This window comes from Dehalococcoidia bacterium, assembly GCA_041653995.1.
Classification (GTDB): Bacteria; Chloroflexota; Dehalococcoidia; order GIF9; family UBA5629; genus CAIMUM01.
Window position 1 is genome coordinate 580,916 of the sequence record JBAZEK010000001.1, and the last position, 17,307, is coordinate 598,222.

Annotated in this window: 16 protein-coding genes and 2 tRNA genes; 11 read left to right on the plus strand and 7 right to left on the minus strand. The window is 53.4% G+C overall.

The window, feature by feature from the left end:
• The first annotated feature begins 26 nt into the window (after nucleotides 1–26).
• From WC359_02815 to WC359_02860, 10 genes are all read left to right on the plus strand, one after another.
• Nucleotides 27–112 (plus strand) — tRNA-Ser (locus WC359_02815).
• A gap of 12 nt (nucleotides 113–124) precedes the next feature.
• Nucleotides 125–214: transfer RNA gene (locus WC359_02820), tRNA-Ser, on the plus strand.
• Nucleotides 215–248: 34 nt separating this feature from the next.
• Nucleotides 249–740, plus strand: a complete 492-nt coding sequence (locus WC359_02825) for a hypothetical protein (GenBank protein MFA5399358.1) — start codon at nucleotides 249–251, stop codon at nucleotides 738–740.
• A gap of 5 nt (nucleotides 741–745) precedes the next feature.
• A complete protein-coding gene (locus WC359_02830) occupies nucleotides 746–1,582 on the plus strand; it encodes a patatin-like phospholipase family protein (GenBank protein MFA5399359.1) in 837 nt (278 codons plus the stop codon).
• A gap of 109 nt (nucleotides 1,583–1,691) precedes the next feature.
• Nucleotides 1,692–2,795: a DNA-processing protein DprA gene (gene dprA / locus WC359_02835; GenBank protein ID MFA5399360.1), complete on the plus strand. Its 1,104-nt coding sequence runs from the start codon at nucleotides 1,692–1,694 to the stop codon at nucleotides 2,793–2,795.
• 22 nt (nucleotides 2,796–2,817) lie between these two features.
• Nucleotides 2,818–4,878, plus strand: coding sequence for a type I DNA topoisomerase (gene topA, locus WC359_02840; protein MFA5399361.1), 2,061 nt, complete (start codon nucleotides 2,818–2,820; stop codon nucleotides 4,876–4,878).
• A 50-nt stretch (nucleotides 4,879–4,928) separates the two neighbouring features.
• Nucleotides 4,929–6,020: a Xaa-Pro peptidase family protein gene (locus WC359_02845; GenBank protein MFA5399362.1), complete on the plus strand. Its 1,092-nt coding sequence runs from the start codon at nucleotides 4,929–4,931 to the stop codon at nucleotides 6,018–6,020.
• Nucleotides 6,017–6,574 (plus strand): elongation factor P, encoded by a 558-nt coding sequence (efp, locus tag WC359_02850; protein MFA5399363.1) that lies wholly within the window; start codon nucleotides 6,017–6,019, stop codon nucleotides 6,572–6,574. Before WC359_02845 ends, efp begins: the two co-directional genes overlap by 4 nt.
• Before the next feature lie 4 nt (nucleotides 6,575–6,578).
• Complete coding sequence (locus WC359_02855) at nucleotides 6,579–7,232, plus strand: PHP-associated domain-containing protein (GenBank protein MFA5399364.1); 654 nt, start codon at nucleotides 6,579–6,581, stop codon at nucleotides 7,230–7,232.
• A gap of 8 nt (nucleotides 7,233–7,240) precedes the next feature.
• Nucleotides 7,241–8,059 carry a formyltransferase family protein gene (locus WC359_02860; protein ID MFA5399365.1) on the plus strand — a complete coding sequence of 273 codons (819 nt, stop codon included), beginning with the start codon at nucleotides 7,241–7,243 and terminating at the stop codon, nucleotides 8,057–8,059.
• On the opposite strand, the gene WC359_02865 is transcribed toward WC359_02860, so the two are convergent.
• The 7 genes from WC359_02865 to WC359_02895 form a co-directional block, all read right to left on the minus strand.
• A complete protein-coding gene (locus tag WC359_02865) occupies nucleotides 8,060–8,674 on the minus strand; it encodes an ATP-dependent Clp protease proteolytic subunit (protein ID MFA5399366.1) in 615 nt (204 codons plus the stop codon). It abuts the gene before it with no gap.
• The gene (gene tig / locus WC359_02870) at nucleotides 8,655–9,974 is read right to left on the minus strand and encodes a trigger factor (GenBank protein ID MFA5399367.1); all 1,320 of its coding nucleotides are present in this window, start codon (nucleotides 9,972–9,974) and stop codon (nucleotides 8,655–8,657) included. The genes WC359_02865 and tig overlap by 20 nt, the downstream gene beginning before the upstream one ends.
• A gap of 60 nt (nucleotides 9,975–10,034) precedes the next feature.
• Nucleotides 10,035–11,840, minus strand: coding sequence for an aspartate--tRNA ligase (aspS, locus tag WC359_02875; protein ID MFA5399368.1), 1,806 nt, complete (start codon nucleotides 11,838–11,840; stop codon nucleotides 10,035–10,037).
• A 106-nt stretch (nucleotides 11,841–11,946) separates the two neighbouring features.
• Entirely contained in the window at nucleotides 11,947–13,512 is a 1,566-nt protein-coding gene (locus WC359_02880; GenBank protein ID MFA5399369.1) for a class I adenylate-forming enzyme family protein, read from the minus strand.
• 35 nt (nucleotides 13,513–13,547) lie between these two features.
• Nucleotides 13,548–14,852 carry a TRAP transporter large permease gene (locus WC359_02885; GenBank protein ID MFA5399370.1) on the minus strand — a complete coding sequence of 435 codons (1,305 nt, stop codon included), beginning with the start codon at nucleotides 14,850–14,852 and terminating at the stop codon, nucleotides 13,548–13,550.
• Between the two features lies 1 nt (nucleotide 14,853).
• Nucleotides 14,854–15,339 (minus strand): TRAP transporter small permease, encoded by a 486-nt coding sequence (locus WC359_02890; GenBank protein MFA5399371.1) that lies wholly within the window; start codon nucleotides 15,337–15,339, stop codon nucleotides 14,854–14,856.
• A 77-nt stretch (nucleotides 15,340–15,416) separates the two neighbouring features.
• Nucleotides 15,417–16,544 carry a TRAP transporter substrate-binding protein gene (locus WC359_02895; protein MFA5399372.1) on the minus strand — a complete coding sequence of 376 codons (1,128 nt, stop codon included), beginning with the start codon at nucleotides 16,542–16,544 and terminating at the stop codon, nucleotides 15,417–15,419.
• A gap of 387 nt (nucleotides 16,545–16,931) precedes the next feature.
• Here WC359_02895 and WC359_02900 point away from each other — a divergent pair, with 387 nt between their 5' ends.
• Nucleotides 16,932–17,231 carry a GYD domain-containing protein gene (locus WC359_02900; GenBank protein MFA5399373.1) on the plus strand — a complete coding sequence of 100 codons (300 nt, stop codon included), beginning with the start codon at nucleotides 16,932–16,934 and terminating at the stop codon, nucleotides 17,229–17,231.
• The last annotated feature ends 76 nt before the right edge of the window (nucleotides 17,232–17,307 follow it).

Below are 17,307 nucleotides of genomic sequence, written 5' to 3' on the forward strand. Positions count from 1 at the left end.
CGGTGATGATATAATAGACACGCAGCGGAGAGGTGACCGAGTGGCTGATGGTGCCGCTCTCGAAAAGCGGTGGGCGAGAGCCTCGTGGGTTCGAATCCCACCCTCTCCGCCATGTTTTTTATCAGGAGAGGTGCTGGAGTGGACTAACAGGCGCGCCTGGAAAGCGCGTGTAGCTTCAGGGCTACCATGGGTTCGAATCCCATCCTCTCCGCCACTTTGGAAATGCCTCTGTTGTCTTGTTCACTCAAATGATACAAGTATTAAACAAAATAAAGATAAATACCTCGCCTGAATTATTTTTTGATTTATTAAAGGATTTTGACAGATATTATGTATTAATGTCCCCTAAAAATCATTTGAGCTGCAAATTTTTAACACTGCCACCAAGAGAAATAGGTACAGTAACTTGTTCTGAAGAAATTCTTTTTGGAAAACATCAAAAAGCAAGATATAGAATAACCAAAATAACCAAAGATGAACTTGTTATGACGGCTCTTTTCCCACTATCCTTAATTGGCGGAAAGCTTACTTTTAAGCTGGACATTCATCAGAATTACTTCATACTTAACGAAATCATAGAAGTGGGATTTAATTATTTATTAATCGGGAATTTAATGGATATTTTGTTGAACATGTATTTCAGAGACAAATATACTGAATTAAATGCTCATTCCCAGGAAGGGTTGTCAAATATTAAAGATATTATTGAAAACAAATTATATGATACTAATAGCGGCTGAGAAGTATGGGGTCTAATTTGAAGGTAGGGCTGGCGCTGGGTAGCGGCGCGGCGTTGGGACTGGCGCATATAGGTGTTATCAAGGCTCTGCGCGAGGCCGATATCCCCATCGATATGATCGCAGGGACCAGCATGGGCGCGCTGGTCGGCGCCTGCTATGCAGCAGACGGACAAATAGGGGACGTTGAGGAGCTGGCCCTCTCCACCAACCTGCGCAAGATCACACATCTGCTGGACCCCAAGTTCACCTTCATTCGCGTGGGCTTCCTTTCCGGCAACAGGGTCGAGAACTTTCTGAAACACATCATCGGGGACCGCGACATCAGCGATTGCAGGATCCCATTCGCTGCCGTCGCCGCCGATATTCAGTCGGCCAGGCAGGTCATACTTACCCGGGGTTCGTTGCTCAAAGCTGTGCGCGCCAGCATCTCCATTCCCGTGGTTTTCGTGCCGGTGAACTACGGCGGGCGCTTTTTGGTGGATGGCGGTACGCTAAATCCCGTGCCGGCGGACGTGGTCAAATCTATGGGCGCCACTTTCATCATAGCGGTAAACGTCCTGAATAATCCCAGGGAACGCATCCACCTGGGATTGACCGGCAACAAGCAATCGACCAGGGCGCCGAGCATCATGAATACAATGCTACAATCCTTCTATCTCATGGAATACGAGATGGTGCGAGCCAGCATATTGAAGGCCGATATCATGATAGAGCCCGACGTCAGAAATATCGAGGTCTACGAGTTCCACCGCGGCCAGGAGGCCATAACGGCGGGATATGAAGCAGCCAGGGCCGTCATACCCGAGATCAACAGGATGCTCAACAGCGAAGCGCCTGCTTAGTCCTACCGCAAGTATTCCAACCCTTTCTTCTCATCCACCGTCAAGCGCGCTGTTATCCGAGGGTATGTTATTGCATTACAGACGCTTGTGTTAAAATACCTCAATTTATATGCCTGAATACAGCGAAACCAAATACTGGATCGGATTCACCAGGGTGCCCGGCATCGGCAGGGTGAGGATCGCCCTGCTCAGGAGCCATTTCGGGACCCTCGAGAAGGCCTGGGCTGCGCCCGGACCTGAGCTGCTTAAAGCCGGGCTTGACGCCGTCGCTGCGGACAACCTTGTTGCCAGCCGACCCAGCATAGACCTGGATAAGGACCTGGCGCTTATCGATAAGTACCGCATTAAAGTCATCACTTTTGAATCGCCGGATTACCCGGCGCTGCTCAAGGAAACGCACGACTATCCGGCTGTATTATACGTTCGTGGCTCTCTGAATGCCGCGGACGCTAACAGCGTTGCCGTGGTGGGCACGAGAAAGGCTACGTCCTACGGCAGGCAGGTAACCGAGGATATCGTGGGCAACCTCGCTCTCAACGGCATAACCATCATCAGTGGCCTGGCCAGGGGCATAGACACTATCGCGCACAGGGCGGCGCTGGAATCGAACGGACGGACCATCGCGGTGTTCGCCTGCGGCCTGGATATCGTCTACCCGCCGGAAAACCTCAAACTGGCAAAAGATATACTTGAGAACGGTGCGCTGATCAGCGAACATCCTCTGGGAACGAAGCCCAAGCCGGAAAATTTCCCACGGCGCAACAGGATACTGAGCGGCCTGAGCCTCGGTGTTCTGGTGGTGGAATCCGGCGAAAAGGGCGGGGCGCTGATAACAGCCGGATTTGCGGTCGATCAAAACAGGGAGGTCTTCGCCGTGCCGGGCAGCATACTATCCGGCATGAGCCGCGGCCCCAACAGGCTGATCCAGGATGGCGCCAAGCTGGTCAGGGGCCACCTCGATATATTGGAAGAGCTGCGCCTCCCGGTTGTTTCCCGCCAGATAGAAATCAATGACGCCCTTACCCCCGGCGGGAACGAATCGATTATAATAAAATACATTTCCGACGAGCCGGCCCACGTCGACGAGATATGCCGGGCCAGCGGACTGGATACACCTACGGTTGTAAGCTGCCTGGCCATCATGGAGATGAACGGCCTGGTCAGGCCAACAGGCGGTATGACCTATGCTTTGAACAGCAGGTTGAAGTACTAATGACTGTATTATCGAGAAGAATATGACTGTAAAACTTGTAATAGTTGAATCACCGGCCAAGGCCAGAACACTGGGCAAAATACTGGGCAAGAGCTATGTTATACGGGCGTCTATGGGACATGTCCGGGACCTCCCGTCCGACAGGCTGGGAATATCAATAGACGGCGACTTCGAGCCCGAGTACAAGAATATCCCCGAAAGAAAGTCGGTGCTCAAGGAGATCAGGGAGCTGGCCAATAGCGCTTCGTCCGTATATCTGGCTACAGACCCGGACCGTGAGGGGGAAGCCATATCGTGGCACCTGATTAAAGCCGCCAACCTTCAGAAGGATAATATACCCCTCAGGCGCGTGACCTTCCATGAGATCACACAGGAAGCTGTCGAGGAGGCTTTTAAAAATCCGCGTCCCATCGATATGAAGATGGTCGACGCTCAGCAGGCCAGGCGCATTCTCGACCGTCTGGTCGGATACAAGCTGAGCCCGCTGCTCTGGAAGAAAGTCCTCAAGGGGCTTTCGGCCGGACGCGTGCAATCCGTCGCAGTCAGGCTGATCGTAGACCGCGAAAAAGAGATACTGCAATTTGTCCCGGTCGAGTACTGGACGATTGAAGCCGAGCTTGTGCAGCGGACAAAAAAGGGCGTAAATTTCAGGGCTTCACTGGTCGGACTTTCAGGCAATGGAAAACTGGATATACCCGATACCGACCACTGCGAAAGCGTCATATTGAATCTGCGCCGGTCCGAGTACTCGGTTAAGTCAGTACAGAAGAAGGAGGTCGCGCGCCAATCCGCACCGCCTTTTATTACCAGCACCATGCAACAGGAGGCCTGGCGTAAGCTGCACTATACAGCAAAAAAGACCATGGTCATCGCCCAGCAGCTTTACGAGGGATTGCCCATCGGCGAGGAAGGCGATACCGGCCTGATAACCTATATGAGGACCGACTCAACCCAAATGGCGGCTTCCGCCGTTGAGGAAATACGTTCCTACATTGCGGCCAATTTCTCCAAACAGCACCTGCCCGCGGCACCCAGGCAGTTCACCAAGAAAGTTAAAATGGCGCAGGAAGCGCACGAAGCCATACGTCCGACCAGGGCACAACGCGAGCCGGCGGCAATCAAGAAATTCCTCAATAAGGACCAGTTCCAACTTTACGAATTGATCTGGAAAAGGGCCGTAGCCAGCCAGATGTCCGCAGCGCTTTTCGATACATTGACCGTCGACATCGAAGCTGAATGCGCCAAAATCAAGACGATATATCTTCTGCGCACCAGAGCTTCCTCTCTGCGTTTTCCTGGTTTCATGGCGCTGTACATTGAAGGCCGTGATGAGGAGAAGGATGAGTTCGACGACTTCAAGTCCGCTGCCATCCCGCAGTTGAAGGAAGGAGAACCACTCAACCTGATCGACCTATTCCCCGAGCAGTTCTTCACCCAGCCACCCCCGCGCTATACCGAGGCTACGCTGATCAAAGCGCTGGAACAGAAGGGCATAGGCAGGCCCAGCACATACGCTCCGATTATCTCCACCATCCTGGACAGAGAATATGTATACAAGGACGCTGGTAAACTGCGGCCTGAGGAGATCGGCGTTATTGTCAACGACCTGCTGGTTAGCAATTTCCCCAACATCATCGATTTCAATTTTACGGCCAGGATGGAGACGGACCTGGACGAGATCGCCAAGGGCACAATGAACCGCCAATCTGTGATAAAGTCGTTTTATACCCCCTTCGAGACAGATCTGGCCAGGGCGCAGGAGAAACTGCAGAAGGTGGTGATCAAGTCGGAGGAAAAGTGCCCCGAATGCGGCAAGGACATGGTCCTGAAATCGAGCCGCTTCGGCAAATTCTGGGCCTGCTCGGATTTCCCCAACTGCACGGGCAAGAAAAACGTGGCGGTCAACCGCGGCCCTGCTCCCGAGCCGTCGGACGAGAAATGTCCCAACTGCGGCGAGGCTATGGTCATACGCACCGGACGCTACGGCAAATTCCTGGCCTGCAGCAAATACCCTGAGTGTAAGACGACCAAAAAGATCTTCGGCCAGGGAAAAACCTATCATGCCCGTAAAAAGAAGGCCTGATATTATGACCACCGTCTTGAATCGTCTTTATTGATATCGGGAGCAGCAGCTTGAACCGACTGTCTTCATTGCGCGACACCTTCGCCACACACGATATAGACGGCGCGCTCATCGGCTCCGCCAGCAACAGGCGCTACCTTTCAGGATTTGTCGGAAGCGCGGGCTGGCTGGTCATATCAAATCAAAGGGCCTGCCTGGCAGTTGATTTCCGCTATGTGGAACAGGCCCGACGACAGGCGCCCGATCTCGAGATACTGTATATAAAAGGAGATATCGGCAACTGGCTGGACGGCCTTGTGGTCGGTATGGGTATCGGCAAGCTGGGCGTTGAATCCGACCACCTCCCGCTTACCACCTACCATTCCATCTGCAGGGCTGCCCAATCAGCCAAAGACAATTTCCAGGTCATACCTGTCAAAGGCATGATTGAAAAGCTGCGTGCTGTCAAGGATGTTGAAGAGCTCTTAAATATTAAAAAGGCCTGCGCAATTGCGGACAGGTCCCTGGAGAAGATAGTCCCGAACATTAAGTCCGGTTTAACTGAGAAACAGCTGGCCTGGCAGATCGAAAGTTGCATCCGGCAGGAAGGGAGCGAACCGCTGCCTTTCGAGATAATCGTGGCCTCGGGGCCAAACTCAGCGCTGCCACATGCCAGGCCGACGAACAGGCCCATTGAGGAAGGTGAACCCATAACTATTGATTTTGGGGCCAGGTGTAACGGCTATTGCTGCGATATAACACGCACCTATGTACTCGGAAAGATGGATGAGCAGTTCAATAAAGTCTACAATACGGTGCTGGGCACACAGACAACCGCTATTGCTCTGATCAAAGACGGCATGAGCGCCGGCGCTGCAGATAAGCTGGTCCGTGATATGATTGACCAGGCCGGATATGCGGAGTGCTTCGGGCATGGCCTTGGTCATGGCATCGGTCTGGATGCCCACGAATGGCCGCGCCTGGGACCGATCGCCGATGATATACTGTTGGAGAAAATGGTTTTTACTGTAGAGCCCGGGATCTACCTGCCCGGATGGGGCGGAGTCAGGATAGAAGATACCGTCACTATCGACGGAGGTAAAGCGCTGGCCCTTACCACCGCAGGTAAAAAGTCCCGTTTGAACGGAGGATTAACATCATGATCGACGCCGGCGAACTTAAAAAGGGCATTACCATCGTGCTGGACGGGCAGCTTTATCAGGTGCTGGACTATCAGCACATCAAGATGGGCAGGGGCTCAGCTCAGATCAGGATACGGCTGAGAGACGTCAAGGCAGGACATATAGTTGAAAAATCTTTTCAGGCCAGCGAGAAATTCGCCAAGGCCTTTCTGGAAAGGCGGCAGGTCCAATTTCTTTACAACGACGGAAACCTCTATCACTTCATGGACAACCAGAACTACGAGCAGATGGCCGTGGACAAAGGGTTGATGGGCGACACCACCAACTACCTCAAAGAGAATATGAACATGGAATTGCTCATGCATAAGGGAGTCCCCATCGGTGTGGAACTGCCTATCTCGGTGGAGTTGAAGATCGCCGAGACAGGCCCCGGCTTCAAAGGGAATACGGCCAGCGCCGGAGGAAAGCCCGCACAACTCGAGACCGGCATCACCATCCAGGTGCCTTTCTTCATCAATACCGGCGATACCATCAGGGTCGATACCAGGACCGGCCAGTATCTGGAGAGGGTCTGATCTGGTGATCAGGGCAGACCTGCATGTCCATACAAGGCATTCGATTGACTCCTACATGTCATATGAGCAGCTGATCGAAGCCTGTCAATCCAAAGGTATAAACTGCATCGGCGTGGCCGACCACGGCACCACGCTGGGGGCCCGGGAGATGAGCAAGATGGCCCCGATCAAGATCATTATCTGCGAAGAAGTGCGCACCCCTTACGGCGAGATCATGGGCATGTTCCTGCATGAAGATATACCGGACAAGATACCCGTGGACGAGGCTGTAAAGCGTATTCGCGATCAGGGCGGGCTGATCTGCATACCCCATCCATACGACATGGTCAGGCCCTCCGCCTTCCGCAAAACGAAGGTTCTGGAGAAGCTGGCGGACAGCGTGGACATTATCGAAGTATACAATTCACGCAGCCTTTTCCCCGGCACAGAAAAAAGGGCGCTCAGCCTGGCCCGGCGTCACGGCACACTGATTAGCGCAGGGTCCGATGCCCACAGTCCATCTGAATTAGGCTACGCCATCGTCGAAATGCAGGATTTCAACAGCCCGCAGGAGTTTTTGGCTTCCCTTAAGGACGCCACCATACACAGCAGGAAGTCTAGCCCGCTGATCCACTTCCTCAGCGTAACCGCACGAGTGGACAAAAATATTAACAAATAGTCGGAAACATGTTGAAAATCGGGTGGTTTTCTACGGCGCGGGGTGACAGCTCTAAAAAACTGCTGGATACCGTTGTCTCCGCAATCCTCAACGGCGGCCTGGACGCCCGCATCGAGTTCGTTTTTTGCAGCCGCGAGGCCGGCGAATCCGAGAAAACAGATGTTTTCCTGTCCCAGGTCAAGCAATACTCCATCCCGCTGGTGACCTCCTCGGTAAAAAAATTCGCGGGCAACGTGCGGCAGCAAGTAGGTGTAAGGGAGAAGGAACTACCGTGGTGGCGGCTGGAGTACGACCGGCAGGTTATGGCCAGGCTGGTGGATTTCAGAGTCGACATATGCCTGCTGGCGGGCTATATGCTGATCGTGGGTCACGAGATGTGCAGCAAATTCAACATGATCAATCTGCATCCTGCACTACCTACAGGTCCCAAGGGAACCTGGCAGGAGGTCATCTGGCAGCTGATAAAGGAGCGGGCCACAGAGTCGGGTGTTATGATTCACCTGGTCACACCTGAACTGGATAGGGGCCCGGTGATCTCGTTCTGCCGATATCCCATCAGGGGTGACCGTTTCGATGCTCTCTGGAATCTCGTAGGGGAGAGATCGGTGGAGGAGATCAAGAAATGCGAGGGCGAGGACAACGCTCTATTTAAATTGATACGGCAGAGCGGTTTTATCAGGGAAATCCCGCTTATCATCCATACGCTGCGTTCGTTCAGCCAGGGTAAAATAAGTATAGACAGCCGTAAAAAGCTGCTGGACAGCAGCGGACAGCCCCTATCGGGCTGTGAGCTTACCGCCGAGATAGACAGAGAGATATCCCGGTAATTACTTTTTGTCTTTCTTGGCTGCGGCAGAGAGGACGTCGTCGATCAGGCCGTATTCCACCGCCTGCTTGGTATCGAAATAGATGTCCCTGTCGGTATCCTGGCGAATCTTTTCCAGTGACTGGCCGGTGTGGTCGGAAAGTATCTTGGCCACCAGTTCATCCAGTCTCTCGAACTCTTTAGCGGCGATTTTGATATCGGTTATCTGTCCCTGTGTCCCGGCCCGGCCCTGATGCATGTGGATGGTGGAATTAGGAAGGGCATACCTCTTGCCCTTGGCGCCGGCGCACAGGAGAACCGTGCCCATGCTGTAAGCCGAACCCACGCAGATGGTGGAGACATCCGGCTGGATCAACTGCATGGTATCGTAAATAGCCAGCCCTGCGGTGACGACTCCACCCGGTGAGTGGATATAGAGGCTGATGTCTTTCTCGGGATCCTCCCTGGCCAGATAAAGCAGCTGTGCGACGATAACATTCGCTACCTGGTCGTCAACCTGCGTGCCAAGGAAAATGATCCTCTCCTTAAGCAGCAGAGAATAAATGTCCATAAAGCGCTCACCTCTGGCGCTGCTCTCAACTACTGTTGGTATTATGTTAAGTGGTGACCTTTCCATCAGTTACCTCCGTATTTATATTATTATCCTGTCCCGTGACCAGTTTGGTCAGGAAATCCATAGCCTTGTTGATGACCATCATATCCCTGAGCGATTCATGCGGCCTCGGCTGGTTAAAGAGGGCCTTCACATCATCCGCCCTGCTGGGATCTTCAGCGGCCATCTTCTCGATCGACTCGTTAACTTCTTCATCGCTGATCGTTATGCCCTCGAGCTCGGCGATCTTGCTGGTGATAAGGTAGGCTTTGACGCGATCGGATGCGGCCGGCTTGAGGTCCTCCTGGTGCTGTTCGAGCGTCTTTTTGGCGTTTATCAGGTAATTCTCCAATCCCTTTACGCCGTCAGGGAAATTCCTGGCCTCCTCATTAATTATATGATCCACCTCCCTCTCTACCAGCACGGGAGGAAAATCAATGGTGCTCTGCTCGATCAGCGCGGTGATCAGTTTATGCTCAAACTCTTTCTTCAGGCTGTCATCGGCGCGCGCCTTCAGACCCTGTTTTATCTTCTCCCTCAGGTCGGCCAAATTCTCGCTGCCGGCGTTCTTGGCAAACTCGTCGTTGATCTCGGGAAGGCTTTTCTCTTTAACTTCCCTGACTTTGACGCTGAATGAATACCTTTTCCCTGCGATCTCCTTGATTTCGTAGTCATCGGAGAAGTCTATATCAAACGATTTCTCTTCATCCTTGCTCATGCCCTCGATCTTTTCGGCGAAGCCGGGCACCGGATACTTGGAACCCTGGCTGACCTCATATGCGGCATCTTTGCGCGAAAGGATGGTCTCCTCGCCGCGTTTGCCTTCGATATCGATAGTGACTATATCGCCGAAACTGACAACCCTTTCTGCGGGTACCAGGGTGCCGAACTGCATCTGCAGCTGTTCGATAACCTGGTTGATATCGTCCTCGCCAATCTCCTTTTTACCCATCTCCATCTTGATATCGCGGTAGTTGCCGGGCGTGACATCGGGTTTGGTCGGAACGATTGCCTTGAATATGATGGGGTCGAGCTGTACCAGCTCTATCTTGGGCTGGTCGATGGCCAGTATGGACTCATTTTTCAGAGCTTCCTCGTATGCCTCGGGCACCAGGTGTTCCAGCGCTTCCTGCATAATCGCCTGCTTGCCGATGTGCTGCTCGACCAGCGAGACGGGCGCCTTGCCCTTCCTGAAGCCGGGCAGCACAACTCTCCTGGCCAGGTGCTCGAGGGCGATGCCCATATATCTCTCTGTCTCAGATCCCTCCATCTCGACGTTTAAAGCGATCTGGCAGTTCTCTATTTTTTCTGATGTAGTCTTCATATTAACCTTTCACCTTGAGTTATTATAACATTGCAAAAATGGTCTTCAAAAAGATATAGGTCAAACCTGCGGCTCGACTATTTTCAGGTTCAACTCCTTGAGCTGTTCTTCCGATATTGCTGACGGGGCATCCGTCATCAGGTCCACGGCGGCCTGGTTTTTGGGAAATGCGATGACGTCACGGATGCTCTTGCTGTGCGTCAGCATCATAACGAAGCGGTCGATGCCGGGTGCGACACCGCCGTGCGGCGGCGCGCCATACTCCAGCGCCTCCAGGAAACTGCCGAACTGGGCCTCGATCTCCTCTTTCTTGTACCCGAGGACATGGAAAATCTTTTCCTGCAGGGCGCGGTTGTGTATCCTGATGCTTCCACTGGAAAGCTCGTACCCGTTGCAGACGATGTCATAGTGGCGGGCGCGCACCTTAGCGGGATCGGTGTCCAGCAGGGGTATATCCTCGTCGAAGGGCGCCGTGAAGGGGTGATGCATGGAGTCCCACACCTTCCTCTCACTGTTCCAATCGAAGAGCGGGAAATCCGTGATAAAAACAAAGGCCATCAGGTTTGGATCGCACATGTCCAGCCGCCTGCCCATCTCGCGCCTTAGCTCGTCCAACACCTTATTCACCATAGCGGGCTCTCCCGCCGCTATCAGCACCAGGTCTCCCGGACGGGCTGTGAAACTGCCCAGTATCCGCCTGATCTGATCGATATCCAGGTGTTTTGTGGCTATTGACTTGACACAATCAAAGCTGACGTTTTCAACGGACTCTCCGGAGCCGCCAGGCAGCCAGGCCAAAGTGATCAATCCCCCAGCGCCGCATGATTTGGCCAGTTCCGTCAGTTCGTCTATCTGTTTATGTGTATAGCCGGCGCAGCCTGGCAGGCATATTCCCCTTACCCTGCCACCGCCATGAAGAGCCGACTTGAAAACGACGAACGGGCTGGACGCCACTATGTCCGAGATATCCTTTAGCTCGAGCCCGAAACGAATATCGGGTTTATCGGTGCCGTACCGGTCGAGCACTTCGGCATATGACATCCTGGGGAATGGCTTAACCAGGCGTATCTCCGGCGTCAATGATTCTATTAGCCCGGTGAACATATCCTCCAGCAATACGAGGATATCTTCCTCATCGACAAAGCTCATCTCGAGATCGAGCTGGGTGAACTCGGGCTGCCTGTCGGCACGCGTATCCTCATCGCGGAAGCAGCGCGCTACCTGATAGTATCTCTCGATACCCGCCACCATAAGCAGTTGTTTCAACTGCTGTGGTGATTGAGGCAGGGCGTAGAACTTGCCGGCGTGGATGCGGCTGGGCACCACGTAATCCCTGGCGCCTTCCGGCGTGCTCTTAATCATGATGGGGGTCTCAACTTCCACAAAATCCCTTGCATCGAGGAAGTCCCGCATGTACTTGATAACACGGTGCCGGAGGAGCAGGTTGTCGCGCATGCCCGCCCGCCTCAAATGCAGGTAGCGATACCTCAGCAGAAGTGCTTCGTCCACATCCACCTCTTCATTTATGTAAAACGGAGGTGTTTTGGACGTATTGAGTATCTTCAGCCCGCTGGCTATGACCTCGATCGCACCGGTAGGCAGCTTGAGGTTCTCCGCCCCCTTCAGCCTGGGTTCCACCTTTCCTGTTACCTGGATTACATACTCGTTGCGCAGCCCGTTTGCCATAGCATGGATATCAGGCGCCAATTCCGGATTGAAGACCGCCTGGGTAATGCCGTCACGATCGCGCAGATCAATAAAGATCAGTCCCCCGTGGTCCCTGCGTCTGTGCACCCAGCCAGCCAGAGTCACCTGTTCCCCGACATTGGCGGCGCGTAACTGTCCGCAATTATGAGTTTTAAGCAAAATGTCCTCCCGGAGGTAAAATTATATCTTAATACGTTTATGCTGCACAAAGTCCGGAGCCGGACGGATAGGCCTGCACAGGTGGGATAGAGCAGCAGGATAATAATCAGCCTGCGCTGTTAAGAGGTTTGTATTTTTCGCGTAATCCGGGTTTCTCGATTTTGCCGGTGGGATTCCTGGGGACTTTGCCGAAGATCACTTTCCTGGGCACCTTGTGCCTGGCCAGATTGTCCATGCAGTACTTGATGATCTCCTCTTTATTGACGTTTGCGCCCGGCTTGCGGTCCACGATGGCAATTGCGATCTCACCCAACCTCTGATCGGGAATCCCTATGACGGCTACGTCGTTCACCGAATCCAGGTTATGGATAGCGTCCTCAACTTCAACCGGGAAGATGTTTTCACCGCCCGTGATGATAACGTCCTTTTTCCTGTCGACCAGGAAGATGAACCCGTCTTTGTCCATATTGGCCATGTCACCCGTGTGGAGCCAGCCGTCGCACAGCGCCTCGGCCGTCTTCTCGGGATTCTTATAGTACTCCTTCATCACACCCTCGCCCCTCACAAGCAGTTCACCTATCTTCCCTGCCCCCTGCATTTCGCCGTTTTCAGCGACGATTTTGGTCTCCCAGTTAAATCCCGCTTTGCCAATGGCCCCAACCTTATGGACGTTTTCCACACCAAGGTGCACGCATCCCGGTCCGCTGGCCTCGCTCAAACCGTAATTCGTATCGTATTGCATGCCCGGAAAAGCCGCCATCCAGCGTTTGATCAGCGAAGGGGGCACGGGCTGCGCCCCGATGTGCATCAGACGCCAGCAGCTCAAGTCGTAATCCTCTTTTTTAATCCGGCCGTCTTCCAGTGCCACCAGTATGTCATGGGCCCAGGGTACCAGCAGCCAGACGATTGTTCCCCGTTCCCTGCTAACGGTTTCCAGTATATTGTGAGGATTGACCTCTCCCAGCAGGGTTGCCCTGCCCCCGGTTATCAGGCTGCCGAACCAATGCATCTTCGATCCGGTGTGATACAGCGGTGGAATGAGCACGAAATTGTCCGATTTCTCCTGCCGGTGGTGGGCATATTCGGTCACAGCGGCGCACCTCAGGTTATCGTGTGTCAGAAGTATGGGCTTGGGGGTGCCCGTTGTGCCCGATGTAAAATACAGGCTGCAGGCATCGTCACGGCTTATGTCGACGTGCGGACATGAGGTGGGACGCCGGTTAATCCAGCTTTGATACGCAGCCATATATCCCGGCATTCTCTCACCGAAGGCAAGTATACCCTCCACCTCGCTGAACTGTTTCTTAACAGTGTCGACTCTCTCGATAAACTCCTCGCCTATAATCATGTATCTTGCCCCGGATATCTCCGTGCAATAGAGAAAATCACCGGCGGTAAACCTGAAATTGAGCGGTACAACCCACGCCCCGCTTCTTAATATGCCGAAATAGACAATTAACCAGTCGATTGAATTCATCATCCACATGATGACGCGGTCACTCCTCTTAACACCCATCTCGATCAGGGCGTTGGCAACGCGATTGGCCTCTTCATCCATCTGTCTCCACGTCATCTCCCGACGATAATTCAGGCTGGGCTTGAGCTCGACCAGCGCACAGTCGTCCGGGTACATCCTGGCATTCCGGGACAGCATCTCGGGTATGGTAACCATCAACTCATCACCTCACAATAACACAGGCAGCGCACTTAATATGTTGCCAGACCGGGCAGGAATGTTGCAATCTGTGGAAAAGTCAGCAGGATGACCGCAGCAACGGCCAGAGCGGCCAGAAAAGGCAATATACCCTTGAAAATAGTCTCGAGCGGCACATCGGGGGCGATACCCTTGATGACATATACGTTCAAGCCCACAGGTGGCGTAATCACGCCTATCTCGGTCACCAGCACTATGATTACCCCGAACCAGATGGGATCGAAACCCAACGCCAGCACCACGGGGTAGAAGATGGGTATGGTGAGTGTGATGAGGGCCAGCGAATCCATGAAACACCCGCCCAGCATATAGATAATGACAATTACACCCATGATGGCTACGGGAGGCAGCGGCAGAGCGCTGACCCAATCGGTGAGCATCATGGGTATGGTGGTTATGGCGATGAAATGTCCGAAAACGGTGGCCCCGGCCACGATGATCATGACGAAGCAGGTGACGCGCACGGTATCTTTAAGGGCATTGACAAAGCCCGCCCAGGTAAGCGTCCTGGTTATTAATCCGATGAGTATAGCCCCGCCTACGCCTGCCGCGCCCGCCTGGGTCGGGCTGAACCAGCCGAAGAAAAGTCCCAGTATCACGAAGCAGAAGAGGAAGAGCATCTCTATGATGCCGGTCAGTGCCTCCATCTTCTCCTTGAAAGTGGACGCCTCGCCGGCGGGCGCCAGCTTCGGATTGCGCATGCAGATGATAGCTACCGTGACCATCAGCAGCGCGGCGATCAGCAGGCCGGGCAGCACGCCGGCCATAAAAAGCTTACCGATGGACTGCTCAGTGAGTATGCCGTAGACAATAAAGATGGTGCTGGGCGGTATCATGATGCCCAGAGTGCCCGCTGCAGCTACAATCCCGGTGGCCATTGAACTTTTATAGTTGTAGCGTTTCATCTCAGGGATGCAGACCTTGCCCATGGCGGCGGCAGTGGCGCTGGTCGAACCGTTGATGGCGGCGAAACCGGCGCAGCCGATAACCGTGGCCAGGGCCAGCCCGCCGGGGAATTTGCTGAAGAGAACATAACCTGCATCGTAAAGACGCCGGCTCATGCCAGACTCGGAGGCTATACAGCCCATCAGTGTGAACATGGGTATGACAGTCAATGAATACGATGAAAAAATATCGAAAAAATCGCGGGCAAGGAGGTTCATGCCCGCTGCAGGTGTAACAACTATACTGAATCCGATGAGGCCGACAAAGGCCATGGCGAATCCCACCGGCATACGCAGCAGGAAGATGATAATCAGGACGACCACGCCGACTATACCGAGTGTTATGTTGTCCATACTATTTCATGTTCCTCAGCATTTTGATCATCTGCATGATGAGCACCAGCACAACTGCCAGGCTGCATAATCCCAATGCCCAGATAAACGGGTAATAAGGTATCCGCAACGTCATAGAGACTTCTCCGCTGGACTGCAGAGACAGGCCATAGGTGTAACTTTGCCAGGCCAGTATGACGAAAAGGCAGATACCCAGACAGTGCACGAAAGCTGCGATGACCTTCTGTGCTGTGCGCGGCAATTTCCTTACCAGCATCTCGACCTCGATATGCCCGTGGGTGACCTGGGTCTGTGCGATGGCAAACGCTATCGCCGCGACACTGAGCAGGCTGACCAGCTCGATGCCGCCCGGGAGGGGAACCTTGAAAAATTTATTCCCGCAGATGTCGACGAGGACCAGCGTGACCATCAGAGCCAGGCTGGCGCAGGCCACCCAGTTAAGCCATCCCGCGATGCCGGTTACTGCCTTCTCGAACTTGTTGAACATCTAAATCTACATCAGTATGGGTGGCAGGCATGATTCTGCACTGCCACCCGTACGATTCGTTGTTGGTGATGGTTACGTTATTTTGCGAACTCGGAGCTGACGAAGTCTATGCATTCCTGGTCGGTGGGGGTTTTGCCCGCCCAGTACTCGGCCCTCTCCATCAGGTATTTCTCATACTGATCGGCAGGCAGGCCTTTGGCGTCCCTTTCCGTAATATATTTATCCTTGAGCGACTGCGTGGCCGTTACCCATTTAGCCACCTCATCAGAGGACAGCTGGATAACTTCACGGCCTTCGAAGGTCTTGAAGAACTGCAGTCCGGAGATGTCATACCAGGTCCAGGTCTTGGCATGCTTCTCGATCCATTCGTTGCTGACGTCCGTGAACACCTTCTGGATATCCGGTGGAAGGCTGTCCCACTTGGCCTTGTTGATGACTACAAACATATTGGCGGTGCTGCCCACTTCGGGGCACTCCGTGACGTATTTCACGATCTCGGCCTGCTTCCATCCCTCTAAGGTCTCGCGGGGGGTGTAGCTGCCGTCGATGGTACCCTTGGACATAAGCTCGTAGGCTTCGTTCTGGGCCGCGCCATATCCCTTGCCACCCAGCGCCTCGATGATGCTGGCGCCGACGCCGGTCGACCTGATCACCATGCCCTTCAGGTCCTCGATCTGCCTGACAGGCTTCTTGACCGAGAAAATAACGCTGGGGCCATGGGCATGGAAGTAGAGCACGTGAACGTCGTCGAACTCCTTCGGTTTGAACTCGTTATAGAAATCGTTGGCCACCCTGGTGGATACATAGCCGTTGAGATAACCATGTGGCAATTCCACCATCTCGGCGGCAGGAAAGCGTCCCATGGTGTATGAGACAACCGACATCCCCATATCCGAGAGGCCGTTGACAACACCGTCATATACCTGCGGCGCCTTGGTCAGGGTGCCGCCCGTGAATACCGTGATCTTGACCCTGCCGTTGGTGCGCGCGTTGACTTCATCGGCAAATTTTTGGGCCAGGATGGAGTTCTTGTGCACGGGAGGGAAGAAAACGCTGTAGGTGAATTCATATGTCGTGTTATCCGTGACCACCGCTGCGGTCGATGTATTCTCCGAAGGCGCCGCGGGCGCCGGGCCACACGATGCTGCCAGAGCTATGACCAGCAGCGATGCCACTAATGCCTGAATAAACGCCGTCCTTTTCATAGATATACCTCCACTAAGATTAATAATACGGGGACACAACTGTGTTTAAGGGATCTGCAGGGTTTGGATTCGTGACTCCAGCGCCGCCGGGAAGATCCGGCGGCTTGTCCAGAGCCACTATCGGTAGATATATTTGTTAGCGTGCATGTAAATTTATATTTATTCACTGCCTGCCACGACGGCAGGTCTCGAACAGTATATTATATTACTATGAATAGCTGCAAATCTGTCAAGTCCGGGGTCGACGGGCGGTCAATGCCTGGTTCTCTGTGTACTTGATTACGTCCATAAAAGCGTTAAGTGATAAAATGGGTGTGCCCTGATATCAGTATATGAAATCTCCTGTATTAGGCAGGCAACCGCTTAATTATTTACTTGGAGGTAGTTATGGCCATATATTTGATGCTCTCAACCCTGACCGGTGACGGCAGAAAGGCAATCGAGGAATACCCTGAAAAACTGAAGGAATTAAATAAGGAAGTCGAATATATGGGCGTAAAAATACTGGCCCAGTACGCTCTGCTGGGGCAGTATGATTTTGTGCATATTATCGATGCGCCCAACAATGAAAAGGCGGCCGAACTGGCCATCCATCTCTCTGCAGGAGGCCTTCAGAGCCTGACGCTGGCAGCGATACCCCTGGATAAGCTGATCGAGACGCTGAAAAAGAAGCCTCCGGTGTTCTGATCCCGCCGCACAGGATTGAACTTATCCGCCTGCTGCTATTATAATTAGGCTTCAAATTTAAATTTATCCGCATACG

Bases quoted from the DNA above. Each gene is read 5' to 3' on its own strand.
- topA (MFA5399361.1), top strand. From the start codon at position 2,818: ATGACTGTAAAACTTGTAATAGTTGAATCACCGGCCAAGGCCAGAACA.
- tig (MFA5399367.1), bottom strand. From the start codon at position 9,974: ATGAAGACTACATCAGAAAAAATAGAGAACTGCCAGATCGCTTTAAAC.
- WC359_02885 (MFA5399370.1), bottom strand. From the start codon at position 14,852: ATGGACAACATAACACTCGGTATAGTCGGCGTGGTCGTCCTGATTATC.
- WC359_02830 (MFA5399359.1), top strand. From the start codon at position 746: ATGGGGTCTAATTTGAAGGTAGGGCTGGCGCTGGGTAGCGGCGCGGCG.
- WC359_02825 (MFA5399358.1), top strand. From the start codon at position 249: ATGATACAAGTATTAAACAAAATAAAGATAAATACCTCGCCTGAATTA.
- WC359_02900 (MFA5399373.1), top strand. From the start codon at position 16,932: ATGGCCATATATTTGATGCTCTCAACCCTGACCGGTGACGGCAGAAAG.
- efp (MFA5399363.1), top strand. From the start codon at position 6,017: ATGATCGACGCCGGCGAACTTAAAAAGGGCATTACCATCGTGCTGGAC.
- WC359_02890 (MFA5399371.1), bottom strand. From the start codon at position 15,339: ATGTTCAACAAGTTCGAGAAGGCAGTAACCGGCATCGCGGGATGGCTT.
- WC359_02860 (MFA5399365.1), top strand. From the start codon at position 7,241: ATGTTGAAAATCGGGTGGTTTTCTACGGCGCGGGGTGACAGCTCTAAA.
- WC359_02865 (MFA5399366.1), bottom strand. From the start codon at position 8,674: ATGGAAAGGTCACCACTTAACATAATACCAACAGTAGTTGAGAGCAGC.
- WC359_02880 (MFA5399369.1), bottom strand. From the start codon at position 13,512: ATGGTTACCATACCCGAGATGCTGTCCCGGAATGCCAGGATGTACCCG.
- WC359_02895 (MFA5399372.1), bottom strand. From the start codon at position 16,544: ATGAAAAGGACGGCGTTTATTCAGGCATTAGTGGCATCGCTGCTGGTC.
- dprA (MFA5399360.1), top strand. From the start codon at position 1,692: ATGCCTGAATACAGCGAAACCAAATACTGGATCGGATTCACCAGGGTG.